Annotated in this window: 27 protein-coding genes; 6 read left to right on the forward strand and 21 right to left on the reverse strand. The window is 59.8% G+C overall.

Features of this window, described 5'->3' with window-relative positions; translation table 11 throughout:
- Positions 1–32: 32 nt before the first annotated feature.
- The 5 genes from KHO49_RS11950 to pilV all read right to left on the reverse strand — a co-directional run bounded on the left by KHO49_RS11950 (position 33) and on the right by pilV (position 2,575).
- The gene (locus KHO49_RS11950) at positions 33–434 is read right to left on the reverse strand and encodes a type IV pilin protein (protein WP_102882252.1); all 402 of its coding nucleotides are present in this window, start codon (positions 432–434) and stop codon (positions 33–35) included.
- 15 nt (positions 435–449) lie between these two features.
- A complete protein-coding gene (locus KHO49_RS11955) occupies positions 450–611 on the reverse strand; it encodes a hypothetical protein (protein WP_249735511.1) in 162 nt (53 codons plus the stop codon).
- Positions 612–942: 331 nt separating this feature from the next.
- A complete protein-coding gene (locus KHO49_RS11960; RefSeq protein WP_213665054.1) occupies positions 943–1,383 on the reverse strand; it encodes a pilus assembly PilX family protein in 441 nt (146 codons plus the stop codon).
- A gap of 41 nt (positions 1,384–1,424) precedes the next feature.
- Entirely contained in the window at positions 1,425–2,135 is a 711-nt protein-coding gene (locus tag KHO49_RS11965; protein WP_110596200.1) for a PilW family protein, read from the reverse strand.
- On the reverse strand, positions 2,132–2,575 hold the full coding sequence (gene pilV / locus KHO49_RS11970) for a type IV pilus modification protein PilV (protein WP_213665055.1): 444 nt from the start codon (positions 2,573–2,575) through the stop codon (positions 2,132–2,134). The genes KHO49_RS11965 and pilV overlap by 4 nt, the downstream gene beginning before the upstream one ends.
- A 390-nt stretch (positions 2,576–2,965) precedes the next feature.
- On the opposite strand from pilV, the gene KHO49_RS11975 reads away from it, so the two are divergent.
- Positions 2,966–3,490, forward strand: coding sequence for a GspH/FimT family protein (locus tag KHO49_RS11975; protein ID WP_102882256.1), 525 nt, complete (start codon positions 2,966–2,968; stop codon positions 3,488–3,490).
- Here KHO49_RS11975 and ispH read toward each other — a convergent pair whose 3' ends face one another.
- From ispH to murJ, 6 genes are all read right to left on the reverse strand, one after another.
- Positions 3,491–4,438, reverse strand: coding sequence for a 4-hydroxy-3-methylbut-2-enyl diphosphate reductase (ispH, locus tag KHO49_RS11980; protein ID WP_102865452.1), 948 nt, complete (start codon positions 4,436–4,438; stop codon positions 3,491–3,493).
- Positions 4,439–4,541: 103 nt separating this feature from the next.
- Complete coding sequence (gene fkpB / locus KHO49_RS11985) at positions 4,542–4,994, reverse strand: FKBP-type peptidyl-prolyl cis-trans isomerase (RefSeq protein ID WP_102865451.1); 453 nt, start codon at positions 4,992–4,994, stop codon at positions 4,542–4,544.
- Positions 4,987–5,499, reverse strand: coding sequence for a signal peptidase II (gene lspA / locus KHO49_RS11990; protein WP_102865450.1), 513 nt, complete (start codon positions 5,497–5,499; stop codon positions 4,987–4,989). The genes fkpB and lspA overlap by 8 nt, the downstream gene beginning before the upstream one ends.
- Positions 5,492–8,323 carry an isoleucine--tRNA ligase gene (gene ileS / locus KHO49_RS11995; protein WP_123390415.1) on the reverse strand — a complete coding sequence of 944 codons (2,832 nt, stop codon included), beginning with the start codon at positions 8,321–8,323 and terminating at the stop codon, positions 5,492–5,494. The genes lspA and ileS overlap by 8 nt, the downstream gene beginning before the upstream one ends.
- 13 nt (positions 8,324–8,336) lie before the next feature.
- Positions 8,337–9,281, reverse strand: coding sequence for a bifunctional riboflavin kinase/FAD synthetase (ribF, locus tag KHO49_RS12000; protein WP_162884093.1), 945 nt, complete (start codon positions 9,279–9,281; stop codon positions 8,337–8,339).
- Between the two features lie 129 nt (positions 9,282–9,410).
- A complete protein-coding gene (murJ, locus tag KHO49_RS12005) occupies positions 9,411–10,949 on the reverse strand; it encodes a murein biosynthesis integral membrane protein MurJ (RefSeq protein ID WP_213665056.1) in 1,539 nt (512 codons plus the stop codon).
- 251 nt (positions 10,950–11,200) lie between these two features.
- Here murJ and rpsT point away from each other — a divergent pair, with 251 nt between their 5' ends.
- A complete protein-coding gene (gene rpsT, locus KHO49_RS12010; RefSeq protein WP_016967023.1) occupies positions 11,201–11,479 on the forward strand; it encodes a 30S ribosomal protein S20 in 279 nt (92 codons plus the stop codon).
- Positions 11,480–11,590: 111 nt separating this feature from the next.
- Here the strand turns inward: rpsT and KHO49_RS12015 are convergent, their stop codons facing one another.
- The 5 genes from KHO49_RS12015 to rplU form a co-directional block, all read right to left on the reverse strand.
- The gene (locus tag KHO49_RS12015) at positions 11,591–12,052 is read right to left on the reverse strand and encodes a CreA family protein (protein ID WP_102882259.1); all 462 of its coding nucleotides are present in this window, start codon (positions 12,050–12,052) and stop codon (positions 11,591–11,593) included.
- Between the two features lie 19 nt (positions 12,053–12,071).
- The gene (gene proB, locus KHO49_RS12020) at positions 12,072–13,190 is read right to left on the reverse strand and encodes a glutamate 5-kinase (RefSeq protein ID WP_213665057.1); all 1,119 of its coding nucleotides are present in this window, start codon (positions 13,188–13,190) and stop codon (positions 12,072–12,074) included.
- A 183-nt stretch (positions 13,191–13,373) separates the two neighbouring features.
- The gene (gene cgtA, locus KHO49_RS12025) at positions 13,374–14,597 is read right to left on the reverse strand and encodes an Obg family GTPase CgtA (RefSeq protein WP_110596205.1); all 1,224 of its coding nucleotides are present in this window, start codon (positions 14,595–14,597) and stop codon (positions 13,374–13,376) included.
- A 194-nt stretch (positions 14,598–14,791) separates the two neighbouring features.
- Positions 14,792–15,049 (reverse strand): 50S ribosomal protein L27, encoded by a 258-nt coding sequence (rpmA, locus tag KHO49_RS12030; protein WP_003228360.1) that lies wholly within the window; start codon positions 15,047–15,049, stop codon positions 14,792–14,794.
- A 35-nt stretch (positions 15,050–15,084) separates the two neighbouring features.
- Positions 15,085–15,396 carry a 50S ribosomal protein L21 gene (rplU, locus tag KHO49_RS12035; protein WP_007924746.1) on the reverse strand — a complete coding sequence of 104 codons (312 nt, stop codon included), beginning with the start codon at positions 15,394–15,396 and terminating at the stop codon, positions 15,085–15,087.
- A 263-nt stretch (positions 15,397–15,659) separates the two neighbouring features.
- On the opposite strand from rplU, the gene KHO49_RS12040 reads away from it, so the two are divergent.
- The 3 genes from KHO49_RS12040 to KHO49_RS12050 all read left to right on the forward strand — a co-directional run bounded on the left by KHO49_RS12040 (position 15,660) and on the right by KHO49_RS12050 (position 17,558).
- Positions 15,660–16,628 (forward strand): polyprenyl synthetase family protein, encoded by a 969-nt coding sequence (locus KHO49_RS12040; protein ID WP_016967027.1) that lies wholly within the window; start codon positions 15,660–15,662, stop codon positions 16,626–16,628.
- 114 nt (positions 16,629–16,742) lie between these two features.
- Positions 16,743–17,084, forward strand: coding sequence for a zinc ribbon domain-containing protein YjdM (locus tag KHO49_RS12045; protein ID WP_016967028.1), 342 nt, complete (start codon positions 16,743–16,745; stop codon positions 17,082–17,084).
- A 204-nt stretch (positions 17,085–17,288) separates the two neighbouring features.
- Entirely contained in the window at positions 17,289–17,558 is a 270-nt protein-coding gene (locus KHO49_RS12050; protein ID WP_102865444.1) for a PA4570 family protein, read from the forward strand.
- Between the two features lie 89 nt (positions 17,559–17,647).
- Here KHO49_RS12050 and bamJ read toward each other — a convergent pair whose 3' ends face one another.
- The 3 genes from bamJ to KHO49_RS12065 all read right to left on the reverse strand — a co-directional run bounded on the left by bamJ (position 17,648) and on the right by KHO49_RS12065 (position 19,319).
- Positions 17,648–18,265: a BamJ family beta-barrel-assembly machinery protein gene (gene bamJ, locus KHO49_RS12055; RefSeq protein ID WP_044465159.1), complete on the reverse strand. Its 618-nt coding sequence runs from the start codon at positions 18,263–18,265 to the stop codon at positions 17,648–17,650.
- Between the two features lie 126 nt (positions 18,266–18,391).
- A complete protein-coding gene (locus KHO49_RS12060) occupies positions 18,392–18,697 on the reverse strand; it encodes a DUF6482 family protein (protein ID WP_102882261.1) in 306 nt (101 codons plus the stop codon).
- A gap of 133 nt (positions 18,698–18,830) precedes the next feature.
- Complete coding sequence (locus KHO49_RS12065; protein WP_102882262.1) at positions 18,831–19,319, reverse strand: TIGR00645 family protein; 489 nt, start codon at positions 19,317–19,319, stop codon at positions 18,831–18,833.
- 161 nt (positions 19,320–19,480) lie between these two features.
- Between KHO49_RS12065 and KHO49_RS12070 the strand changes: the two genes are divergently transcribed.
- Entirely contained in the window at positions 19,481–21,310 is a 1,830-nt protein-coding gene (locus tag KHO49_RS12070) for a hypothetical protein (RefSeq protein ID WP_102882263.1), read from the forward strand.
- Positions 21,311–21,313: 3 nt separating this feature from the next.
- On the opposite strand, the gene KHO49_RS12075 is transcribed toward KHO49_RS12070, so the two are convergent.
- Together KHO49_RS12075 and KHO49_RS12080 are read right to left on the reverse strand one after the other, a co-directional pair.
- Positions 21,314–21,655: a PA4575 family protein gene (locus KHO49_RS12075; RefSeq protein ID WP_102865440.1), complete on the reverse strand. Its 342-nt coding sequence runs from the start codon at positions 21,653–21,655 to the stop codon at positions 21,314–21,316.
- Positions 21,656–21,868: 213 nt separating this feature from the next.
- Entirely contained in the window at positions 21,869–24,307 is a 2,439-nt protein-coding gene (locus KHO49_RS12080; RefSeq protein WP_102865439.1) for a Lon protease family protein, read from the reverse strand.
- Between the last annotated feature and the right edge of the window lie 33 nt (positions 24,308–24,340).

The following is a 24,340-nucleotide window of genomic DNA, read 5'->3' on the forward strand; positions in this document are numbered from 1 at the left end:
CAGTGGGCGCCGCAGCTCCCCGATACAGAGACTCAGCGTCCCCAGCAATCCTTAGCCGCCAGCCCGTCGGCTTGGCCGCTGATGCTGGTGGCACCTGTCTGATCGATGCTGAAGCTGCCGCATTTGTCCCCCGCCATCATCCCGTCGGCTTTTGGCGTCGCGGTCAGCGAGAACCCGCTGTCGCTCAGAGTCGGGGTGATGCTGTAGTACTCATTGCCGGTGCTCAGATCCGGGGCGTTGCTGTAGGCACCGGTCTTGGAGAAGTGGCGCTCAAGTTGCTGCGCCTGCTCGGTGAGCAGCACGGCGATTTCACTGCGATGGGGCTTCTTCATGTATTCGGTGATGCTGGGAAGGCTCAAGGTAAGGACCAGACCGATGATCGCAATCACGATCATGATTTCGATCAGGGTGAACCCTTGGTTGGATCTGCGCATGGTCAAGAATCTCGCTTACTGAATTTGTCGCCACAGGATGCGCCGGCTGCCACCGTCGTTTTTGTCCACCCGGGTGCTGATGCCGCCACTGGAATCGCGGATGATCTTGCCAGTGCCATGGCTGTGCGCAACCGCAGCGTCGAGCATCTTACCGCTGAACGCTTGCAGCTCGATCAATTTCCCACTACCAGTGTTTGAGTCGGGGCCATCGATCTTGAACGGCAGAAGGTTGCAGGACACCCGCCTAGCGTCACGAACATGCACCGGCCGCCACGGAACCACACCCATGGGCTGGCCGGCACTGCCCATCGTTGCACAAGGCAAGACCTGTCCGCGTACAAAGGGCAGAACATAAGGAGTGCTGGTTATCACTTCAGGCGCTGCTGCAACAGCGCCTGGGAGTAGGCTGTTGGCGGGACCGTGCGCCTGGGCCGGGCCCCCTTGCCACAAACTGCCCAGCAACGTAGCGGCAACGACGAGCAAAAGCCGGCTACCTTTCGAATCAGGTTCAGTATTTGGCATAAATGCTCTCCAAGACGCTGCGCGAATGACCGGCCAAACCCACGGCAGTCACTCGATACAAGGTGGCGACGGTATTGATCGGCAGGTTGACCGCATCCGTAGAAGCCCCCAGGTTCTGCACCCCATAGAAACCCTCTCCGGTGGCGATCCAGGTCACGGCGGAAACCCTGTTGAAGCCCGCGCTGCTGACCGCTGCAGACTCAGCGGGAGGGGCACATTCAGAAGGATTGGCGCATACCGACAAACGATAGTCATCCATGCGCACCGCGTTTTCCCCGAGGCGCAAGGCCGCTTCTGCAGCCTGGAATGCGCGGTTGTTCAAGGTCAGGCTGGCGCTCATCTTTTCCTGGAGGATGGCGTTCTGCAGCGATGACAGGCCGATCATGGTCAGCAGCAACAAGAACACCAGGCTCATCAACAGCGCCATGCCTCTCTCCCTGGTGGGCCCTGCGCCATTGATGCCAGGCATCAGGGCAACCTGTTACGCAAGGCCGCCACTAGCGTAAAGCGCTGCGGGCGCACACGCTGCTGGGGATCGGCCAATGTCAGCTGCAACCGCACGCTGCGAATACGTGCCGGATCTCCCGGGTTGCGGCTGTAGCTGGAAGCGGCACTATCCGTTGCAGTACGGGCCATGCCGAAACTCACCTCGAAGGCCTCGACATTATCCAGCAGCACCGCCTGCTGTTTGCCCAAGCCGCTGCCCAGCATCAACTGATGGTCCTGGAGGCTATAGAACAGCCGGCGCAAGGCCAGGACCTGCTGTCCGCCCTCCCCTTGATGAGCCCCCGAATAGACCACGGCGCTGCGCCGACAGTCGGTGACCAGGCTCCAGGTCGGCGTCCCGCCATAATCACCGATGTCAGCGGTGATCAAGGTCAGCTTGCGCTCGACATTGCTCCACTGAATCGGAGTGGCCGCGTAGCGGGAAAACTCCTTAGCCGTACTGCGATCATTGACGGTGCGCAGGCAACCGGAAAGCCCTGCCATGCGAATTTCCTGGAGCATCTTGCTCAGAACAAAACGCGCATCCTCCAGCAGGTAGGCCGAGGCGTTCTGGCTAAGGTAAGTAGCCTTCGCCGCGATAAACACCTGAGCCGCACCCAGCACCAGCACCAGGCTCAAAGCCAGTGCCAGCATTATCTCTACCAGCCCGAAGCCATGACTGCCCTGCCTCATCGCGCCCCTCCCGAATCCACGGCCACGCGGCTGCTGAGCACCAGAGCGCGCTGACTGCGCGAATGCCCCTCGGCCCGGGAATCGTCCCACGTGATGCGGATGGTATAGACCTGCTGATTGACACTGATACTGCCCTTGGCGCTGGGGCCCCCGAAGTTCGCCACGTTGCTGGCGAAATCATGCAGGTCCTGATCCCGCACATTGCCCGGGCTGCCTGCGGCGGGCGTGGCAACACCATAGTCGGCCGCCGTATTGGCACGGATCCGGTCAAGCATGTCGTAGGCAATAAAGCTGGCCTGGGTGCTCATCCGTGAACTGTCGGTGTACTGCAAGGCCTTGATCTGGACCGCCGCGGCCCCCAGCAGCCCCACCGCGAGAATCAACAGGGCCACCAGCACCTCGATCAGGGTCATGCCGTCCTGTGCATGCTGCTCCCTCATGTTCCAATCTCCGTCACGCTCCCAAGCCCATGCAGACAACCACCGATCTCCGATGAAGCAGGCTCGTGTGAGCCCACAGAAACGATGGAAACCACTGCTCTCGACTTCAAAGGTTAGTGCCAGAGTCAGCCCCGGGCCGCCTCTCGGAACAACCCGCAATACATTGCTCACAGCCCCCTTACCTCTCCCTTGAGGCCGAGCCGCAAGGGCCCAGGCGCCGGGCCGTTTCAATCGGGTGAAACCCTTTGTACCCAAATACACCACCCATCCTGGAACAGGCATCGGCTATAACGGGCGGCGACTCGCCCCATCCCAGACCGGCAAGTTGGTCATCTGCTCAGCGCCTGCATACGGATAGCGTGAACGCCTCATCTCCAGGGAGGAGACACCATGCATGAAAAGGGCTTCAGCCTGATTGAACTGCTGATCGCGCTGGCCTTGCTGGCACTTTTGCTGCCGCTGTCCACGGCTGCGCTCAGTGAACTATTGCGCACCAATCGACAGCAGGAAGCGGCGCAGATGCTCGCCAGCGGCCTGCGCAATGCACGGGCGGCGGCCATCCTGCACCAGCGCACCGCGCTGATACATAGTCTGAACGACGACTGGAGCCAGGGCTGGCGCATCATTCTGGATGTCAGTGGCAAGGGTTGGGAGGATCCAGAGAATCCGCTGCTGATCGAGCGTCAGAGCGGTGGGCAAGTGCTGATTGTGGGTAATCGTCCGGTACAGCACTTCGTGCGCTTCAGTGCCCAGGGCAATCCGTTGCTGCCCAGTGGCGCCTTCCAGGCCGGCACCTTGCATATTTGCCAGGCCGACCAGGAACACAGCCGCCACCAGGTGGTGCTGTCGCGCAGCGGGAGGGTCAGCCTGCGCAGCGAAACCGCCGAGCAGGCCCTTTGCGTGGGAGTGGACTGATCAGAGCAGGGAGCGAACCCGCAACTCTTTGGGCATGGAGAAGGTGATGTTCTCTTCGCGGCCGGCCAACTCGTCGGCACCGGTGGCGCCCCAGGCCTGCAACTGCTGGATCACCCCACGCACCAGCACTTCAGGAGCCGAAGCGCCGGCGGTAATGCCGATGCGCTCGACACCGTCGAACCAGCTGCGCTGCAGGTCCTCGGCACCGTCGATCAGGTAGGCGGGAGTGGCCATGCGCTCGGCCAGCTCGCGCAGGCGGTTGGAGTTCGAGCTGTTGGGACTGCCCACCACCAGCACTACATCGCACTCGTCAGCCAGTTGCTTGACCGCGTCCTGGCGGTTTTGCGTGGCGTAGCAGATATCGTCCTTGCGCGGTCCGCCAATGGCCGGGAAACGCGTGCGCAAGGCATCGATCACCCGGCTGGTGTCGTCCATGGACAAGGTGGTCTGGGTCACGAACGCCAGGCGCTCGGGGTTCTGCACCTGAAGCTCGGCTACATCCTTTTCGTCTTCCACCAGGTAGATGGCGCCGCCGTTGCTGGCGTCGTACTGCCCCATGGTGCCTTCGACTTCAGGGTGGCCGGCGTGTCCGATGAGGATGCACTCACGACCATCACGGCTGTAGCGCGCCACTTCGATATGCACCTTGGTCACCAGCGGGCAAGTGGCATCGAACACTTTGAGACCGCGACCGGCCGCTTCACTGCGTACAGCCTGGGAGACACCGTGGGCGCTGAAGATAACGATGACGTCGTCCGGCACCTGCTCCAGCTCTTCGACGAAGATCGCACCACGATTGCGCAGGTCTTCGACGACAAATTTGTTGTGCACCACTTCATGCCGGACGTAGATCGGCGGCCCGAAGACTTCCAGGGCGCGATTGACGATTTCAATCGCCCGGTCCACACCGGCGCAGAAGCCACGGGGATTGGCGAGTTTGATTTGCATGCTGTGCCTCGTGTCTTGCGCGCAAGAAGTTAGATCGTTATAGACAGCGGATCGCCAGCAAACCAGCCCCTACAGAATAGGGCACGGCATGCCGGCGATGCTGTTAAAGCGCTTTGACGTCGATGATTTCCACGTCGAAGGTCAAGGTCTTGCCGGCCAGCGGGTGGTTGAAGTCGACGGTGACTTGAGCATCATCGAAGGCTTTGACCACACCCGGCAGCTCAGTATTGGCCGCGTCATTGAAGATCACCAGCAAACCTTCCGACAACTCCATGTCCTGGAACTGCGAACGCGGGATGACCTGCACGTTCTGCGGGTTCGGCTGGCCAAAGGCGTTTTCCGGCTCAATCGTCAGGCTACGCTTGTCACCGGCCTTGAAGCCGAACAGCGCGGCCTCGAACCCGGGGAGCAGGTTGCCGTCACCGACCTTGAAGGTCGCCGGGGCCTTGTCGAAAGTGCTGTCTACGGTATCGCCGTTCTCCAGGCGCAATGCGAAGTGCAAAGTGACTTCCGTGTTCTGACCGATGCGTTGCTCAGTCAATACCTGCTCAGTCATGAACGGCTTCTCCGGTTTTCTTGCTCTTGAACATATCCAGGGCCAGCATCACCGCGCCAACGGTGATAGCACTGTCGGCGAAGTTGAATGCCGGGAAGTACCAGCGGTTCTGCCAGTGCACCAGGATGAAATCGATCACATGGCCCAGGGCAATGCGGTCATACAGGTTGCCCAAGGCACCGCCCAGTACCAGGGCCAGAGCGATGGCCAGCCAGGTTTCGTTACGCCCCAGGCGCTTGAGCCAGACCACCAGCACGGCGCTGACCACAATCGCGATCAGGGCGAACAGCCAGCGCTGCCAGCCAGAGCTGTCCGCGAGGAAGCTGAAGGCTGCGCCGGTGTTATAAGCCAGGGTCCAACTGAAGTACTCGGGGATCACTACGATCTGCTGGTACATGGTCAGCGAGCTTTCAAAGTGCAGCTTGCTGGCCTGGTCGATGACCAGGACCAGCAAGCTCAACCACAGCCAGCCCAGACGGCCGAAACGGCCTGCGGCGTTAGGCATAGTGACGAACCTCGCCCGCGCCGCTGATGTTATCCACACAACGACCGCAGATTTCCGGGTGCTCAGGGTTCACGCCGACGTCTTCACGGCAGTGCCAGCAGCGGGCGCACTTAGGGAAGGCCGACTTGACGACTTTGAGCTTGAGGCCCGGTACTTCGGTAGCCACGGCATCCGCTGGTGCCTGGGCAAACGGTGCCAGGCTGGCGGTCGAGGTGATCAGCACGAAACGCAGTTCGTTGCTCAGTTTGGCCAGGTCGGCGGTCAGGCCATCCTCGGCAAACAGGGTAACTTCGGCTTGCAGGTTGCCACCGACGGCCTTGGCCGCACGCTGAACTTCCAGCTCCTTGTTCACTGCAACCTTGACCGCCATCACGCCCTCCCAGTACTCGCGGCCCAGTTCGAAGTCAGCGGGCAATTCGCTCAGGCCTTCGTACCAGGTGTTGAGCATCACGGATTCGTTACGCTCGCCCGGCAGGTATTCCCACAGTTCATCAGCGGTGAAGGCCAGGATCGGCGCGATCCAGCGCACCAACGCTTCAGAGATGTGGTACAGCGCGGTCTGCGCCGAACGACGTGCCTTGCTGTTGGCGCCGGTGGTGTACTGGCGATCCTTGATGATGTCGAGGTAGAAACCACCCAACTCCTGCACGCAGAAGTTGTGGATCTTCGAGTACACGTTCCAGAAGCGGTATTCGCCGTAGTGTTCCTGCAACTCGCGCTGCAGCAACAGGGTACGGTCCACGGCCCAACGATCCAGGGCGAGCATGTCCTCGGCCGGCAGGATGTCGGTGGCCGGGTTGAAACCGCTCAGGTTCGACAGCAGGAAGCGTGCAGTATTGCGGATACGGCGGTAGGCATCGGCACTGCGGGCCAGGATCTGGTCCGACACGGCGATTTCGCCCGAGTAATCGGTCGACGCTACCCACAGACGCATGATGTCGGCACCCAAGGTGTCGTTGATCTTCTTCGGCTCGATCACGTTCTTCAGCGACTTGGACATCTTGCGGCCCGTCTCGTCGACGGTGAAACCGTGGGTCAGCAGTTCGCGGTACGGCGCGTGGTTGTCGATGGCGCAACCGGTCAGCAACGACGAGTGGAACCAGCCACGGTGTTGGTCCGAGCCTTCCAGGTACAGGTCGGCACGTGGGCCGTTCACGTGGCCCATTGGGTGCGAACCGCGCAGTACGTGCCAGTGAGTGGTGCCGGAGTCGAACCACACGTCGAGGGTGTCGCTGATCTTGTCGTAAAGCGGCGCTTCGTCGCCCAGCAGCTCGGCGGCGTCCAGCTTGAACCAGGCCTCGATGCCTTCCTGCTCAACACGCTGGGCCACTTCTTCCATCAGCTCGACGGTGCGTGGGTGCAGTTCGCCGCTTTCCTTGTTCAGGAAGAACGGGATCGGCACGCCCCAGTTGCGCTGGCGGGAGATGCACCAGTCCGGACGGTTGGCGATCATCGAATGCAGGCGCGCCTGGCCCCAGGCGGGGACGAACTTGGTGTCTTCGATCGCTTTGAGCGAGCGCGCACGCAGGGTGTCACCGCTGACCGGCTCTTTGTCCATGCCGATGAACCATTGCGCGGTGGCACGGTAGATCAACGGGCTCTTGTGGCGCCAGCAGTGCATGTAGCTGTGGCTGATGATTTCGGTGTGCAGCAACGCACCCACTTCACTCAGCTTATCGACGATGAGCGGATTGGCCTTCCAGATGAACTGGCCGCCGAAGAACTCCAGCGATGGCGCGTAGACGCCGTTGCTCTGTACCGGGTTGAGGATGTCGTCGTTGACCATGCCGTAGCGCTTGCAGGTCACGAAGTCGTCTTCACCGTAGGCCGGGGCCGAGTGAACCACGCCAGTGCCAGCCCCCAGTTCCACGTACTCGGCCAGGTACACCGGCGACAGACGATCGTAGAACGGATGACGGAAATTGATCAGTTCCAGGGCAGAACCCGGGGCGGTAGCGATCACCGAACCTTCCAGGTTGTAGCGAGCCAGGCAGGACTCAACCAGCTCTTCGGCCAGCACCAGCAGGCGCTCGCCGGCATCCACCAGGGCGTAGTTGAACTCCGGATGGACGTTCAGCGCCTGGTTGGCCGGGATGGTCCACGGGGTGGTGGTCCAGATCACGATAGCCGCGGGCTTGGCCAGTTTGGCCAGGCCGAAGGCGGTGGCCAACTTGTCTTCATCGGCGACCGGGAAGGCCACGTCGATGGTCGAGGACTTCTTGTCTTCGTACTCGACTTCCGCTTCGGCCAGGGCCGAACCGCAGTCGAAGCACCAGTTCACAGGCTTGAGGCCCTTGAACACGAAGCCGCCTTTGACGATTTCGGCCAAGGCGCGGATTTCTCCGGCCTCGTTCTTGAAGTTCATGGTCTTGTACGGGTTGTCCCATTCGCCCAGAACGCCCAGACGGATGAATTCGGACTTCTGCCCTTCGATCTGCTCGGTGGCGTAGGCGCGGCACAGTTCGCGGGTTTTATCTGCGCCCAGGTTCTTGCCGTAGGTCACTTCGACTTTGTGCTCGATCGGCAGGCCGTGGCAGTCCCAGCCCGGAACATAAGGTGCGTCGAACCCCGACAGGGTTTTCGAGCGCAGGATCATGTCCTTGAGAATTTTGTTCAGCGCATGACCGATGTGAATAGTGCCGTTGGCATAAGGAGGACCGTCGTGCAGAACGAACTTCGGACGATCCTTGCCAATCTCGCGCAACTTTCCGTACAGGCCAATGCTGTCCCAACGCTGCAGAATCTGTGGTTCGCGCTGAGGCAGGCCGGCCTTCATTGGGAAGGCGGTGTCCGGAAGGTTTAACGTGGCTTTATAGTCGGTCATTTAAGGCTCTTCATTAGCGATTGGCGCTATGGATACGTGCCACTTGGGCACGGGCGGCGGCAACATCCGCATTGATCGCCGTCTTCAACGCCTCCAGGGAGGCGAAACGCTGCTCTTCACGCAGCTTGTGGTGGAAAACCACCGTCAAACGCCGGTCATACAGATCGCCGGCAAAATCTAAAAGATGAACTTCCAGGTGGGCCTTGCCATCACCTGCGACTGTGGGCCGGACGCCGATATTGGCGACCCCCGGCCAGGTCTTGCCGGCAATGTCGACACTCACCAGGTAAACCCCGGAAAGCGGCACACGCCGGCGCTTCAATTGCACGTTGGCAGTGGGCGTACCCAACTGGCGCGCCAGTTTCTGCCCGTGCAGCACCCGCCCGGCAATCCGGTACGGCCGACCAAGCAGACGCTCGGCCAGTTCAAAATCTGCTGCGGCCAAGGCATTACGGACCTGGGTGCTGCTGACACGCAGGCCATCCAGTTCTACGGTCTGCGCCGCTTCGACAGTAAAGCCGTGGTTGGCGCCAGCCTGCTGCAAAAACTCGAAATCGCCGACCCGGTCGCAACCAAAACGGAAATCGTCGCCGACTTCCAGGTGCTGCACGCCCAGGCCATCCACCAGGATCCGCTCGACAAATTCATTGGCGCTGAGTTTGCTCAGGCGCTGGTTGAACGCCAGGCACAACACCCGATCAACACCGGCCTGGGCCAGCAGTTGCAGCTTGTCACGCAGGCGGGCCAGGCGCGCCGGCGCCGTCTCGGGGGCAAAGAATTCCCGTGGCTGGGGCTCGAAAATCACCACACAGCTGGGCACGCCCAACTCGAGCGCACGCTCACGCAGCCGGCCCAGGATGGCCTGGTGACCACGGTGAACACCGTCAAAGTTGCCAATAGTGGCGACGCAGCCCCGATGCTGGGGGCGCAGATTGTGGAGGCCTCGAACCAGCTGCATAACGCGCTTCTTGCTCATAAAGTGGTCGATTATAACCACACCCGACGGCCGACGACAGGCAGCACCGTCACCCAAATTGATCGAACCGACAAAACCGGTAGTTGCCTCGCACCAACGACTAAACAGCCGTCAGTTCAAGGCCTTGCGATTGAAGTCGCGCAAACGGAAGCCCAGCAGGGCCAACATGCCGAAATACGCCACCACCCCAGCCACCACCAACACGCCCAAGCGCAGGAAACGCTGGAACATGTGCCCCTGGTCCCAGGCCGGCATAAAGTGCAGCAGCCCCAGCAATACCGCCGACATCACCGTCACAGCCACGATCAGCTTCAAGGCAAACAGCCCCCAGCCCGGCTGCGGCTGAAACATCTGCTGCTTGCGCAACTGGTAGAACAACAGCCCAGCGTTGATACAGGCCCCAGCGCTGATGGCCAAAGCCAGGCCTGCGTGCTTCAAGGGACCGATAAAGGCCAGGTTGAGCAGTTGGGTGACGATCAGCGTGAAGATGGCGATCTTCACCGGTGTGCGTATGTTCTGCTGTGCGTAGAAACCCGGCGCCAGCACCTTGATCACGATGATCCCCAGCAAGCCCACGGCGTAAGCCACCAATGCACGCTGAGTCATAGAGGCGTCAAAAGCGCTGAACTCACCGTACTGGAACAGCGACACCGTCAACGGCTCAGCAAGTATCCCCAGCGCCAGGGAACATGGCAGCACCAGGATGAAGCACAGACGCAGCCCCCAATCGAGAATCCGCGAGTACTCATGGCGATCCTTGTTGGCGTAGGTCTTGGCCAGGGTCGGTAGCAAAATAGTGCCCAGGGCCACGCCCAGCACACCGGAAGGCAGCTCCATGAGACGGTCGGCGTAATACATCCAGGACACAGAGCCCGCGACCAGGAAGGAAGCAAAGATGGTGTTGATGATCAGCGAGATCTGACTGACGGACACCCCGAGGATCGCCGGCAGCATCTGCTTCATCACCCGCCAGACACCGGTATCACGCACATTCAGGCGAGGCAGCACCAACATGCCGATCTTCTTCAAATGCGGCAGCTGATAGAGCAATTGCGCCAAGCCACCTGCCAGCACTGCCCAGCCCAGGGCCATCACTGGAGGATCGAAGTAGGGCGTAAGGAACAGCGCGAAGATGATCATGCTGACGTTGAGCAGAGTCGGCACGAACGCCGGCACCGAGAAGCGGTTCCAGGTATTGAGAATCGCCCCGGCCAGGGAGGACAGCGAGATCAGCAATATATAAGGAAAGGTCACCCGGAGCAGATCGGAAGTCAGGGCGAATTTTTCCGGGGAGTCGACAAAACCCGGTGCCGTAGCCCAGATCACCCAGGGTGCAGCGATGATGCCCAGGGCAGTGACCAGGGCCAGAACCAGGGTCAGCAAGCCCGAGACATAGGCAATGAAGGTCCGAGTCGCCTCCTCCCCCTGCTGACTTTTGTACTCCGCCAGAATCGGCACGAAGGCTTGAGAGAAGGCTCCCTCGGCAAAGATTCGCCGCAACAGGTTGGGCAACTTGAAGGCAATGAAGAAGGCATCCGTAGCCATCCCGGCGCCGAACGTGCGCGCGATGATGGTATCGCGGACAAACCCCAGTACCCGGGAAAGCATCGTGATAGAGCTGACCGCGGCCAATGACTTGAGCAGGTTCATGAAAAGGTTGTTTGCCTGTAGATAAACAGCAGGCGAAAAGACGCCCACTTATGCGATACTCCGCGCCGCAACAGCACAGAGCCAAAGCTCGCGAGTTTACAGGTCAAGCGCCGGAAATAAATATCCCGCCTCTTCAGATCGACCACTCAGCGGAACGCATCAGCTGCCCTTGACAAGACTTCAACTCATCGGCATGATTCGCGGCCTATTTTGTTTGCTATTTCCCAAAAAGTCTTTCGAGGAGCTCGACGGTGGCCAACACACCTTCCGCCAAAAAACGTGCAAAACAGGCTGAGAAGCGTCGCAGCCACAACGCCAGCCTGCGTTCCATGGTTCGTACCTACATCAAGAACGTAGTTAAAGCCATCGACGCCAAAGACGCTGCTAAAGCGCAAGCCGCTTATGTTCTGGCCGTGCCAGTTATCGACCGCATGGCCGATAAAGGCATCATCCACAAGAACAAAGCTGCTCGTCATAAAGGTCGTCTGAATGGCCACATCAAGGCTCTGAACCTTGCTGCTGCAGCCTAAGCGACACGCTTGTTAAAAAACCGACCCAAGGGTCGGTTTTTTATTGCCTGCAATTTACCCGCCCGCAACAAGCCAGCCCCATCAGGGGCCGGCCCGGCAATTCTCAACAGGTCATTGATGAGGCCAAGGCAGAATAGGGATCGCCGTTACCGCATTCTGCGGACTACCCTCGATCACACGATCGCTATAGACCAGATACACCAGGGTGTTGCGCTTCTTGTCGAGGAAGCGCACCACCTGCATGGTCTTGAACACTAGCGAGGTGCGCTCCTTGAAGACCTCGTCACCATCCTTGAGCTCGCCCTTGAAGGCAATCGGCCCCACCTGGCGACAGGCAATGGACGCCTCAGCACGATCCTCAGCCAAACCCAAGCCACCCTTGAGACCACCCGTCTTGGCTCGCGACAGATAACAAGTCACGCCATCCACCTTGGGATCATCAAAGGCCTCGACCACGATCCGGTCGTTAGGCCCGACAAATTTGAACACCGTGGACACCTGGCCAATTTCCTCGGCCGACACCATGAACGGCATCGCCAAGAGCAACCCCAACAATCCTTTTGCTACGCGCATTCGCTTTTCCTTAGGTCACTTACACCAGAATCAGGTTATCGCGGTGAACCAATTCCGGCTCAGCCATGTAACCCAGGACACCGACAATCGCATCAGAGGGCTGACCGATGATTTTCTGCGCCTCAAGGGCACTGTAGTTGGCCAGGCCGCGGGCAATTTCACGCCCATCAGGCGCCACGCACACCACCATTTCACCGCGACGGAAACCACCCTGGACCTGCTTGACCCCCACTGGCAACAGACTCTTGTTGCCCTGAGACAAGGCCGATACAGCCCCCTCATCCAGCACCAGGGTACCGCGGGTTTGCAGATGTCCAGCAAGCCACTGCTTGCGTGCCGCCAACATGCCACGCTCCGGCGACAGCAAGGTACCAATGCGCTCCCCCGCTTTCAGGCGATCCAGCACCCGCTCCAGACGCCCACCAACAATGATGGTATGCGCACCGGAGCGCGCCGCCAGGCGCGCCGCTCGCAACTTGGTCTGCATACCACCACGCCCCAACGCCCCGCCAGTACCGCCAGCCACGGCATCCAGCGCCGGATCATCGGCCCGCGCCTCGTAAATCAACTGCGCATCGGGATTGTTGCGCGGATCAGCATCGAACATGCCATCGCGATCAGTGAGGATAACCAGCAGGTCAGCCTCCACCAGATTGGCCACCAGCGCCGCCAGGGTGTCGTTATCGCCGAAGCGGATTTCATCGGTCACCACGGTGTCGTTTTCATTGATCACCGGAATCACCTTGAGCCCCACCAGCGCCCGCAAAGTACTGCGAGCATTGAGGTAACGCTTACGGTCCGACAGATCGTCGTGGGTCAGGAGAATCTGCGCCGTATGCCGGCCATGCTCGGCAAAGCTCGACTCCCAGGCCTGCACCAAGCCCATCTGGCCAATGGCCGCAGCCGCCTGCAGCTCATGCATCGCACTCGGTCGTGCGGTCCAGCCAAGGCGACTCATTCCGGCCGCCACAGCACCCGAAGAGACCAGTACCAATTCAACCCCCGCCTCATGCAAGGCCACCATCTGCTCGACCCACACGCCCATTGCCGCGCGATCCAGTCCCTTGCCGTCCGCCGTCAGCAGTGCACTGCCGATCTTCACGACCCAGCGCTGCGCACCCGTCACCTTGCTCCGCATCTTATTCAACCTTTGCCAGCGAGCAGCGCGACCGAGCGCCACTCATGGGGTTATTCGTATTTAAGCCTTGCAGATACCAAAACGCCGCTCGAATGAGCGGCGCCTTGAGAGCTGGCTGGCAGCGATGATAACACCGCGCCCGCCCAGATAAACCGTGTTCGCGGGCAAGCCCGCACCACAGGATCAGTCGCGGACGTAGATGATTTCCGGGCCGTCCTCGTCATCCACATCCTCTTCATCCCAGTCATCGTCGCCAATGTCATGGACACTCTTGACGCCGCTACGGCGCAAGGCACGCTGATCGTCCAGCGCCTGCAACTGGGCACGCGCCTCATCTTCGATGCGCTGATCCAGCTCGGCCAGCTCATCGGCATAGGCCGGGTCGGCCGCCAGGCGATCGGCACGATCTTCCAGATAACGCATGATGTCGCGACTCAGACGCTCGGTACCATCCTTGGAGATGGCCGAGATCACGTACACCGGACCCGTCCACTCCAGACGATCAACGATCTCCTTGACGCGCTCCTCACGCTCCTCCTCAAGAATCTGATCGCTCTTGTTCAGCACCAGCCAGCGCTCACGCTCAGCCAGGGACGGACTGAACTTGACCAACTCGTTGACAATCACTTCTGCGGCATCCGCCGGATTGGTTTCATCCAGCGGAGCCATGTCCACCAGATGCAGCAGGATGCGCGTACGCGCCAAGTGCTTGAGGAAGCGAATCCCCAGGCCAGCGCCATCGGAAGCCCCTTCGATCAAACCTGGAATATCGGCGATTACGAAGCTCTTCCAGCGGTCAACACTGACCACGCCCAGGTTGGGCACCAGCGTGGTGAAGGGGTAGTCAGCCACTTTCGGCTTGGCGGCGGAAACCGAGCGAATGAAGGTACTTTTACCGGCATTCGGCAAACCCAGGAGGCCGACGTCCGCCAACACCTTCAATTCCAGCTTGAGATCACGCTGCTCACCCGGCTTGCCCGGAGTGGTCTGTCGCGGCGCACGGTTGGTACTGGACTTGAACCGGGTGTTACCCAGGCCGTGCCAGCCACCCTGCACCACCATCAGGCGCTGACCAGCCTTGGTCAGGTCGCCGATGACCTCCTGAGTACCGGCATCAATGATGGTGGTACCGACCGGAACCCGCAGCTCCAGATCCTCGCCTTTCTTGCCGGTGCAGTCGGTGCTGCCACCATTGGAGCCGCGCTCAGCATCGAAGTGCCGGGTATAACGGTAGTCCACCAGGGTGTTGAGGTTTTCGTCAGCGACCATGTAGATCGAGCCACCATCACCACCATCACCGCCGTTGGGACCACCGTTCTCGATGAATTTTTCCCGACGGAAACTCATGCAGCCATTGCCGCCGTCGCCAGCTTTTACTCGAATCGAAACTTCATCAACAAACTTCATGATCAAACGCCTCTCACCGCACGGGCGAGCTGAAGAAACCAAGACATAAGACTCTTGCAAAAATGAGCGCAGCGACCTCAATCAACGACCGAAACATCCAACGCTGCCAGCTCGTACAAACAGTTTTGCAAGAGACTCATCCCACAAACGAAAAAGCCCCGTCGCGAGACAGGGCTTTTCCAGCGATCGCGCAATTAAGCCGCGACGACGCTCACGTAACGACGACCGAAGGCGCCTTTTACTTCAAACTTGATCACGCCTTCGATTTTCGCGAACAGGGTGTGATCTTTACCCATACCAACGCCGTAGCCAGCGTGGAATTGGGTGCCGCGCTGACGCACGATGATGTTGCCGGCCTTGATGACCTGGCCGCCATACATCTTCACGCCAAGGCGTTTGGCTTCTGAGTCGCGACCGTTACGGGTACTACCACCAGCTTTTTTGTGTGCCATGAGTTCAATTCTCCTAGTGAGGAATTAGGCTGAAATTAAGCCTGAATACCGGTGATTTTGATCTCGGTGAACCACTGGCGGTGGCCCATACGCTTCATGTGGTGCTTACGGCGACGGAACTTGATGATGCGGACTTTATCGTGACGACCTTGGGAGATCACTTCAGCCTTGACGGTTGCGCCAGCAACAACAGGTGCGCCGATGTTCACGTCGTCGCCATTGGCAACCAACAGAACGCGGTCAAAAGTCACGGACTCGCCAGTGGCGATTTCCAGTTTTTCGATCTTCAGGTATTCACCTTCAGCGACCTTGTATTGCTTACCGCCGGTAACGATTACTGCGTACATGGTATTTCTCCGATAATCCTGCTCACCCAGCTCTTTATAAGAAGAGGTATTGGCTGGCATGGCTGCATGGGGCTGGAACGGCCCAAGTGCAATTGCGTAAGGCAGGTGCTGCCCAGGAAGTTCAGGGTGCGCGATTGTACGCAAGGCACAATAGCGATGCAAGTGCCGTTCAGGCGGCGCGGAGTCCTGCCCGGAGCGCGCCTTGACACCTGCGGACGCGGGTCCTAGCATGCCGCGCAACCCTTCTGGAGCACCTGTCGCTGATGCAACCCCAAGCTTTCTACCGCGCGGTGGCGGACGATTTTAGCGCCGTCGACGGCATCATCAAGAAACAGCTGACTTCCCGAGTGCCGCTGGTTTCAAAAATCGGCGACTACATCACTTCGGCCGGAGGCAAGCGCCTGCGTCCTTTATTAGTGCTGCTGTGTGGCAAGGCGCTGGGGCGCGAAGGCGACGATTTGCGCCTGCTGGCCGCCACCATCGAGTTCCTGCACACCGCCACCCTGCTGCATGACGACGTGGTCGACATGTCCGGCATGCGCCGTGGCCGTTCGACCGCCAACGCTATGTGGGGCAATGCGCCCAGCGTACTGGTGGGTGACTTCCTGTACTCCCGTTCGTTCGAAATGATGGTTGAACTGGGCTCGATGCCAGTCATGCGCATCCTGTCCCAGGCCACGCGGATCATCGCCGAAGGCGAAGTCCTGCAACTGTCCAAGGTGCGCGACGCCAGTACCACCGAAGAAACCTATATGGAAGTCATCCGCGGCAAGACCGCGATGCTCTTCGAAGCCTCGACCCACAGCGCAGCCGCCCTGGCCGGCGCCACACCGGAACAGGCTGAAGCCCTGCGCACCTTCGGCGATCACCTGGGCGTGGCCTTCCAGCTGGTGGACGACCTGCTGGACTACCGTGGCGACGCCGAAACCCTGGGCAAGAACGTGGGTGACGACCTCGCGGAAGGCAAACCCACCCTGCCGCTGATCTACACCATGCGCGAAGGCACCCCAGAGCAGGCAGCCCTGGTTCGCCAGGCCATCCAGAAAGGCGGTATCGAAGACCTGGAAAGCATCCGCGCCGCCGTTGAGGCTTCGGGCTCCCTGGACTACACCGCGCAATTGGCCCGCGACTACGTGGCTCGCGCCATTACCTGCCTGGAAGCCCTGCCACCCAGCGAATACCGCGACGCTCTGGTGGAGTTGAGCGAATTCGCCGTCGCTCGCACCCACTAAACCGCACCGGCTCCTGCTGATCGGCAGGAGCCGGCGCAACTCCCCAGCGCCCCCTCCCCGAAAAAACCCTATACAATGTGCGCTTTTTAGCCATCCTGACTTTGAGGAGCTTAAGTGAGCACTTTGCCACCCTGCCCAAAATGCAATTCCGAATACACCTACGAGGACGGCACCCAGCTGATCTGCCCCGAGTGCGCCCACGAGTGGTCCGCCAGCGGCGAAGCCGAAGCCGCATCCGATGAAGCCGTGAAGAAAGATTCGGTGGGCAACGTGCTGCAAGACGGCGACACCATCACCGTGATCAAGGACCTCAAGGTCAAGGGCACCTCCCTGGTGGTCAAGGTCGGCACCAAGGTCAAGAACATCCGCCTGTGCGATGGCGACCACGACATCGACTGCAAGATCGACGGCATCGGCCCGATGAAGCTCAAATCCGAGTTCGTCCGCAAGGTCTGACGCCTGCACCCTCTCGCGCCTGCCGCGAGAGGGTATCCCGCCTATCCCCCCGCCCTGCTTGATCCACACACCTGCTAGCGAAAAGCCAGCCGATTTGATCGAAAACAATTTCCACACAGAAAAAAGCAGAAACCGCCAATAGGTACTTGCTATTCATTGAATAAGAATTATTCTCATTGAACCCCATTCAAGGAGATGACACCCATGACTTATTTGATTGATGCCTGGCTGGACCGCCCACACCCTTACCTGCGCATCCTGCATCGGGAAACCGGGGAAGTCTGTGCTGTGCTGGAAGAGGAAGCCCTGAGCGAGCTGCAGGACCAGGGAGATCTGGACCTGATCGGCTTGAGCTCCAGCGAACCGCTGGTTCTCAAGGAATTGGTGCGCAACCTGTTTTTGTTCTGCTACGCCAGAGCCTTGCGGCCAACCGGCGCCGATGGCCACAGCCTGGGCGCAAAAATTCGTCTATGAAACCAAAACCGCGAAAGGGGCAAGTTGGCCGAGGATGAACCGACCGCGCGTGCGCGGCCGTCATCGCCAGCCATCTGGCCCCTACCGGGTTACAGAACGTCCAGCAGCTCGACGTCGAACACCAGAACGCTGTGCGGCGGGATGCTGCCCACGCCTTGTGCGCCGTAAGCCAGCTCGCTCGGCACGTACAGACGCCATTTGCTACCGGCGTTCATCAATTGCAGCGCTTCGGTCCAGCCGGCAATCACGCCGCCTACCGGGAACTCAGCAGGTTGGCCACGCTCGTAGGAGCTGTCGAACACAGTGCCGTCGATCAGGGTGCCGTGGTAGTGAGTACGCACGCTGTCTTCACGGGATGGCTTGGCGCCGTCACCCTGGGTCAGCACTTCGAATTGCAGACCGGAAGCCAGAGTGGTGATGCCTTCACGCTTGGCGTTTTCCGCCAGGAAAGCCAGACCGGCACCCGCAGCAGCTTCGGCTTTAGCAGCGGCTTCAGCTTGCATGATTTCGCGGATGACCTTGAAGCTCGCGGACATTTCTTCCTGACCCACACGGCTTGGCTTACCGGCGAAAGCGTCGGTCAGACCCGCCAGGATCGCGTCCAGGCTGACACCCGGTGGAGGGTTGTCGCGCAGTTGGTCGCCCAACTGACGGCCAATGCCGTAGCTGACGCGGGTTTCGTCGGTGGACAGATTTACTTCGGACATGACACTGCTCCGCTGTGCGGACGGCTCGGAAAGGCCGCAGGAACACAGCGCCTCCCGGAGCGCCCGGAATCAAAAGGGCGAGCAGACTAGCACAGAAGCCCGGCACGGATCATCGCCGCGCAGGCCTCAGCCACCCGAGTGCAAAGTGATGGGCACTTTCAAGCTTTCCTCGACACCCGCGGACAAGCCGCACATCTCGTCATGCACTGACGTGTGAATCAGATTGAACGGCAACTTGGGAAAAGACTGCAGGACCTCACGAGCATGCTCCACGGAGCGCAGATGAAACATCTGGCCCTGGGCATCGCTCAGTGGATAAGCCGCCCCGTGCATGCGCGCCTCAAGCAGATAGATTCCGCCCTCCAGGGAGATCAGGTTCAATTCGTCGACTTTTCCGGCAATGGCGTAGGCATTCATTTCTTGCAGATTCATGAGAGCACCTCGTGCTTTTACAGCCCTGACAGCTACAGGCATATGCCCCAGCCAGGAAAAACACAAGCCACAAACAACGCCGCCCGTCCGTTTCGCAACGGCCGGGCGGCATTCATTCACGCAGCGAAACCTGTCAGTGCTTGGTCAGCTTGTCCAGGTAACCCATGGCAAACGCCGAAATCACGAACGTCATGTGAATCACCACGTACCACAACAGGTACTCGGTAGGGATGTTCTTGGCATCCATGAACACTCGCAGCAGGTGGATCGACGAAATCGCTACGATGGACGCGGCCACTTTCATCTTCAAAGACGAAGAATCCATCTTGCCCAACCAGCTGAGCTTCTCCTTGTCTTCGTCGATGTCCAGTTGCGACACGAAGTTCTCATAACCGGAGATCATCACCATCACCAGCAGGCCACCTACCAGCGCCATGTCGATCAACGACAACAGCACCAGGATCAGGTCGGACTCGGCCATGGAAAACACATTGGGAATGACGTGGAAGACTTCCTGGAAGAACTTCAATGCCAGTGCCAGCAAGCCCAGAGACAAACCGAAGTAGATCGGCGCCAGCAGCCAGCGTGAGGCATACATTGCATTCTCGATAAAACGTTCCATTGAATCTCGCACCCGGTGTAAAAACGGCGGCGAGTATATCAGCGCCCGAAACCCCCATAAACCACAGACAATCACCTGATCCACGGGTTTTTCCGGGCGTATTTTCTGCTAGTGTCGAAGCCATTGCTCACGCTCACCGACATTGGACAGGAAGACTGGAAATGGATGTGCGATTGCCTTTGGCCAGTGTCGGCCTTGGTCTGGCGCTGCTGATCAGCGGCTGTTCCCCCAGCGACGAAAAGAAACAGGCGAGCCTCGAAGAGAAAACCGTACAGTTTGAACAGTCGCTGGACGCCATCCAGGATCCAAAGCTCAAGGACGCCATTGCCAATCTTGGTGGCTCCCTCCTGCTGCTGGAACGAGCACAGCTCAAACTTGACAGCAAGCCGCTGGAAACCGAATACGGCGACGACAGCCTGGCCCTGCTCAAGCACTATCCCACTGCCCAAGCCTTGGTGGACACCTACGTCAACGGCCTGTTCGTACTGCGCAAATCCTCCAATTCCGACTACCTGACCGATCTGCAGCCCGTCTTCCCCTTCAGCTTCAACATGCCCACACAGTTCCCGTTTCCCCACGGGTTGGAATGGCAGTCGGTCACCCTCAGCAACAAAAAAGTCATTCCCTTCCAAGCCGAATGGTCGGAGACCGATCCGGGCATCCAGCTCAGCCCCTCCAGCTCCAACCTGACCAATCCGGATGACTTGACCATCACCTACCCCTTTATCGAGGGCCTGGAGGTGGACAACAAGAATCAGCCGCAGCCGGTTTCCCTACAAGGCAAGCTGGAGGTGATAGCCCCAGGTCGGGTGCTCGCTTTTGAACTGACCAAGGCCGACATCGGTAAACCGCGTCAGGACGGCAATATCCGCCTGACCCTGTTGACGCTGGACAGGAACGTTGCCGAGATCGAGCTGAGCAATAGCGCCCCCCTGCCCGAAGAAGCCAATGATGCCTCCCTCAATCCCTTGCTGGCCCAGGCCCGTGACAGCAAGGGGCAGATTCTGTCCCGCGCAGGCTCGATCAACGAAAGTGCCCAACAGATCGCCTTCTACCAACAGCAATTGGCCGAGATGCAAAAGCAGAAGGCGTGGAGCGAGGCATTCGAGAAACAACTGGAGGACGAGCAAAAGGCCTTCGACCAGCAACACACCAATCATTACGCCAAGGTGTATTTCAATGGCCTGGTGGATCGGCTGGAAGTCGCAGTACTGGATTTCTCCCAGGCCAGCGTCACGCGCAAGGACCTGGACCTGCCGGTACATCGTTTCGACAGCAATACCACCGACAGGAACATCCAACCGCTGCCAATGCCGGTGGTGGTCTATGACGATCAAGCCCCCCACTACCTCAAGGGCGCACAGCTGGACGAAGAGTCACTGAAAAAATCCGTGACCATCAGCCAGTCGGTGGAAGATGCCAGCGCAGCGCGCATCGAGTTCAGCCACCCGCGGACCTTCAATGATGAGTTGCTGGGCTCAGAGTTCAGCACCAACGATACCCCGCTGACTTTCTTCACCCAGAACGAGAAGGGCCAACGGGGTGAACCGATCGAACTGCCGGACGAGGCCTTCGACATCGACCCGTTGCGGGGCGTCATCACCTACGACCTCAACCTTTTCCCGGAAACCCCCGCCTACGCCGTAGGCTCCATTCCTCTGTTCCTGGCCACCATCGAGAAGAGCAGCATCAACGCTCAACAGCTGCCCAAAGGCCTAGAACTCAGGGGCAACGCCTTGATCGTCGACCAGAAACTCTTTCCTGCAGACGCCTGGCGCTTCTTTGCCAAGGACGCCAGCGGCCAATACCTGAAGGAGATTCTTGCAAGCAGCCACAGTGCCTCGGCCGACGGTACGGCGTTATTCGATGTGCACTACTTCTACGGCGAGCCCAGCCAGTTGGAAAGCTACACCCGCAGCACACTCGACACGGTGCAATACGGCTTTGAGGTCAAGCTCGACAAAGCCGAGTCGGCGCCCCCGGCCCCCTAGGGGTCAGTGTTCGGGATGGAACTGGAAATCACCGGCATGACGTCCCCGCTCACCATTGATCTGACGTAACTGGGCCTGCAGATGCAGGCACCAGATCTGTGGATCATCGGCCAGCTGATAGCCATGGGTGGTCAGGCTTTCAACAATCGAATCAAGGATGGACTCCGCCACCACAGGCCCACAGAACGGGCCTTGGGACTTGATCGCTGAGGGTTGTTCACCCGCCATTCCGGCGGCGAAGAGAAGGGTCCACATACCGTTGTCCCCCGCCAGTGGGCGGACGCTGCATTCGATACGGGTGACCAAGCCAAGGCATTGGCGGGTGAGGCAAAGGTTGCGCGACATGGCGGCGACCCTCGGTAGAACCACTGTTCAGCCTTCAGTAGAGGACTGTTTCGATCCAGCGACGACTGTCGTTCTCCTTGCCCTGAGAATAGAAGAAAAGCCTGATAAACAAAGTTGACCGATCCAACAGGCGCCGAATGGTCTATTTTGAGAAATTGGCGTCAGCCCACTGACGCCGCTGGCGAGGGACAAAGCCCTCGCCAGCGGCCACTGTCACGCCGGCTTGGCCTCTGTCAGCGCCTCTTGCGCCAGTTCCTTTTCCGCTTCTTTCAGGTCTTCTTCGCTGATCATCTCGGCAATGACCCGCAGGCGCTCCACCACCCGCGCGTTGACGCTGCCTTCGGGGAACTGACCTTCGGCATCCGGTTCACCAGCCGGCTCGCCCACCAGCAGGCTCAGGGCTTCATCAGCCTGACGCACCGCATACACATGGAACTGTCCAGCACGTACGGCCTGCAGCACCTTCTCATCGAGCATCAAAGTGGCCACGTTGGCCTGAGGAATGATCGCACCCTGCTCTCCGGTCAAGCCGCGGGCTTCGCACAGGCGGAAGAAGCCTTCGATCTTCTCGTTGACTCCGCCCACAGCCTGCACCTCGCCGAACTGGTTGATCGAACCGGTGATGGCGAAACACTGTTTGAGTGGAGTTTTCGACAACGCCGAAATCAACGTGCAGGCCTCCCCCAGCGAAGCACTGTCGCCATCCACGTAGCCGTAGGACTGCTCCAGGGCAATGCTCGCGGAAATCGCCAGGGGGAACTCCTGGGCATAGCGACTGCCCAGGTAACCGGTCAGGATCATCACCCCCTTGGAGTGGATGGGCTGGCCAAGATTGACCTCGCGCTCGATGTCGACGATGCCACTGCCACCGGGGTAGACCGTGGCGGAAATACGCGCTGGCACGCCGAACGCCGAATCCCCCACCTCCAGTACCGTCAGGCCGTTGCACTTGCCCACGGCCGCACCATCAGTGTCGATGAGAATGATGCCGGCGAGCATGTCATCGAGAATCCGTGCCGATACCCGACCGGTACGCGTCGCCTTGGCCTTCAGCGCCCTTTCGATATGTCCAGCGTCAGTCATTTCGTCGGAAGCCAGGTGGCGGATAAAGTCGGCCTCGCTGACCAATTGGAACAGGTCGCCGATCCGCGCCGACAGACGCCCCTGGTGCTCCGCCAGACGCGCGCTGTAGGTGGCCAGGCGCGCCACCGCATCAGCGGTCAGCGGGGCCATGCCCTCCTCCGAGGTGCGGGTTTTCAGCAACTGGGCAAACTGCTCCAGGCTTTCATCCACCATCGGGATGTCTTCGTCGAAGTCCACCAGTACCCGGAACATTTCCTGGAAGTCCGGATCCAGGTCCTGCAGCGTGTAATACAACTGGCGAGCACCAATGATGATGACCTTGACCTGCAGCGGAATCATCTGCGGCGTCAGGGTCACGGTAGCCAGACGCCCCATCTCGCCCAGAGGCGATTCCATCTTCAGCTTGCGCGATTGCAGGGCACGCTTCAGGGCGTCCCAGACAAAGGGTTCGCTGAGCATCTTCTCGGCTTCCAGAATCAGGAAACCACCATTGGCTCGATGCAGTGCACCGGGACGCAACTGCCGGTACGTGGTGTAGAGCGCACCCTGGTCGGTGCTGTACTCGATCCGGCCGAACAGGTTGTCGTAGGTCGGATGCGGCTCGAACACCACCGGCGCGCCGCCACTGGCCGGGTGGCCCACCACCAGGCTTGGGCAGTACTGTTCTTCCAACAGCTTGCGTGCCACCGCATCGGTCTTGCTGTCGTCCACCAGTTGCTCGACCACGGTCTTCAATAGATAGACCTGCATGGCTTGCAAGTAACCGCAGACCGCAGCGTTTTCCGCGTACTTCTCGGACAGTGGCGCCAACAACGGCTGCAGGGCCAGGGTGATGGTTTCTTCATTGAGCTGACGCAACTGGTTGCTCGACTCGCGCTTCCACTGCGGCAAGCTCGCCAGCTCTTCATTAAGGCGCTCTTCCAGAGCGGAAATATCCTCGTGGAAACGCTCGCGATCAGCCTCCGGCAGTTGGGCGAACTCGGCTTCGTCCAGGGCCTTGCCATCGAGCATCGGGGTAAAGGCGATATTGCTGCTGTCGCGGTACAGCGCCACGTCCTTTTCCAGGGCCAGGCGCTCGATCACGTCCAGGGCGCGGTCGTAACGCTGGTTGAAAGCGCGGTCGATGGCGCTCTTCTTCTGCTGATAGGACGGATGCTCGAAGACTGCCGGGAACGTCGCCAGCAGGTTATCGATCAAACCGTTGATGTCGCTGATGAAACTGCCCGCGGCACCGGCCGGCAGTTCCAGCGCCCGAGGCTCCCGGGGCTCGTCGAAATTGTTGACATAGACCCAGTCAGACGGGGTCTGCAGGCGCTTGCCTTCAGCCTTCAGGTAGCGCTTTACGAAAGAAAAGCGCCCCGTGCCGGGTTCCCCCATGACAAACACGTTGTAACCGGGGCGTGGCATGGCCACGCCGAACTGCAAGGCTTCGACCGCACGTTCCTGGCCAAGCACGCCGCGAAAGGGCTCCAAATCATTGGTGGTCGAGAAGCTGAACTGTTCAGCAGAGAAAGGACGGGTCAGCGCTTCAGGCGCAAGACGCAGGCTGGCAGCAACAGGATCAGGCATCGGGCTTCCTTACATCAGGCGGGGCAGATGGCG

It is taken from the genome of Pseudomonas sp. RC4D1 (genome assembly GCF_018390395.1).
In the GTDB taxonomy this organism is placed as follows: Bacteria; Pseudomonadota; Gammaproteobacteria; order Pseudomonadales; family Pseudomonadaceae; genus Aquipseudomonas; species Aquipseudomonas danubii.

Coding starts and splice junctions, on each gene's coding strand:
- KHO49_RS11950 (WP_102882252.1), bottom strand. CDS start 434: ATGCGCAGATCCAACCAAGGGTTCACCCTGATCGAAATCATGATCGTG.
- KHO49_RS11960 (WP_213665054.1), bottom strand. CDS start 1,383: ATGGCGCTGTTGATGAGCCTGGTGTTCTTGTTGCTGCTGACCATGATC.
- KHO49_RS11965 (WP_110596200.1), bottom strand. CDS start 2,135: ATGAGGCAGGGCAGTCATGGCTTCGGGCTGGTAGAGATAATGCTGGCA.
- pilV (WP_213665055.1), bottom strand. CDS start 2,575: ATGAGGGAGCAGCATGCACAGGACGGCATGACCCTGATCGAGGTGCTG.
- KHO49_RS11975 (WP_102882256.1), top strand. CDS start 2,966: ATGCATGAAAAGGGCTTCAGCCTGATTGAACTGCTGATCGCGCTGGCC.
- ispH (WP_102865452.1), bottom strand. CDS start 4,438: ATGCAAATCAAACTCGCCAATCCCCGTGGCTTCTGCGCCGGTGTGGAC.
- fkpB (WP_102865451.1), bottom strand. CDS start 4,994: ATGACTGAGCAGGTATTGACTGAGCAACGCATCGGTCAGAACACGGAA.
- lspA (WP_102865450.1), bottom strand. CDS start 5,499: ATGCCTAACGCCGCAGGCCGTTTCGGCCGTCTGGGCTGGCTGTGGTTG.
- ileS (WP_123390415.1), bottom strand. CDS start 8,323: ATGACCGACTATAAAGCCACGTTAAACCTTCCGGACACCGCCTTCCCA.
- ribF (WP_162884093.1), bottom strand. CDS start 9,281: ATGCAGCTGGTTCGAGGCCTCCACAATCTGCGCCCCCAGCATCGGGGC.
- murJ (WP_213665056.1), bottom strand. CDS start 10,949: ATGAACCTGCTCAAGTCATTGGCCGCGGTCAGCTCTATCACGATGCTT.
- KHO49_RS12015 (WP_102882259.1), bottom strand. CDS start 12,052: ATGCGCGTAGCAAAAGGATTGTTGGGGTTGCTCTTGGCGATGCCGTTC.
- proB (WP_213665057.1), bottom strand. CDS start 13,190: ATGCGGAGCAAGGTGACGGGTGCGCAGCGCTGGGTCGTGAAGATCGGC.
- cgtA (WP_110596205.1), bottom strand. CDS start 14,597: ATGAAGTTTGTTGATGAAGTTTCGATTCGAGTAAAAGCTGGCGACGGC.
- rpmA (WP_003228360.1), bottom strand. CDS start 15,049: ATGGCACACAAAAAAGCTGGTGGTAGTACCCGTAACGGTCGCGACTCA.
- rplU (WP_007924746.1), bottom strand. CDS start 15,396: ATGTACGCAGTAATCGTTACCGGCGGTAAGCAATACAAGGTCGCTGAA.
- KHO49_RS12040 (WP_016967027.1), top strand. CDS start 15,660: ATGCAACCCCAAGCTTTCTACCGCGCGGTGGCGGACGATTTTAGCGCC.
- KHO49_RS12050 (WP_102865444.1), top strand. CDS start 17,289: ATGACTTATTTGATTGATGCCTGGCTGGACCGCCCACACCCTTACCTG.
- bamJ (WP_044465159.1), bottom strand. CDS start 18,265: ATGTCCGAAGTAAATCTGTCCACCGACGAAACCCGCGTCAGCTACGGC.
- KHO49_RS12060 (WP_102882261.1), bottom strand. CDS start 18,697: ATGAATCTGCAAGAAATGAATGCCTACGCCATTGCCGGAAAAGTCGAC.
- KHO49_RS12065 (WP_102882262.1), bottom strand. CDS start 19,319: ATGGAACGTTTTATCGAGAATGCAATGTATGCCTCACGCTGGCTGCTG.
- KHO49_RS12070 (WP_102882263.1), top strand. CDS start 19,481: ATGGATGTGCGATTGCCTTTGGCCAGTGTCGGCCTTGGTCTGGCGCTG.
- KHO49_RS12075 (WP_102865440.1), bottom strand. CDS start 21,655: ATGTCGCGCAACCTTTGCCTCACCCGCCAATGCCTTGGCTTGGTCACC.
- KHO49_RS12080 (WP_102865439.1), bottom strand. CDS start 24,307: ATGCCTGATCCTGTTGCTGCCAGCCTGCGTCTTGCGCCTGAAGCGCTG.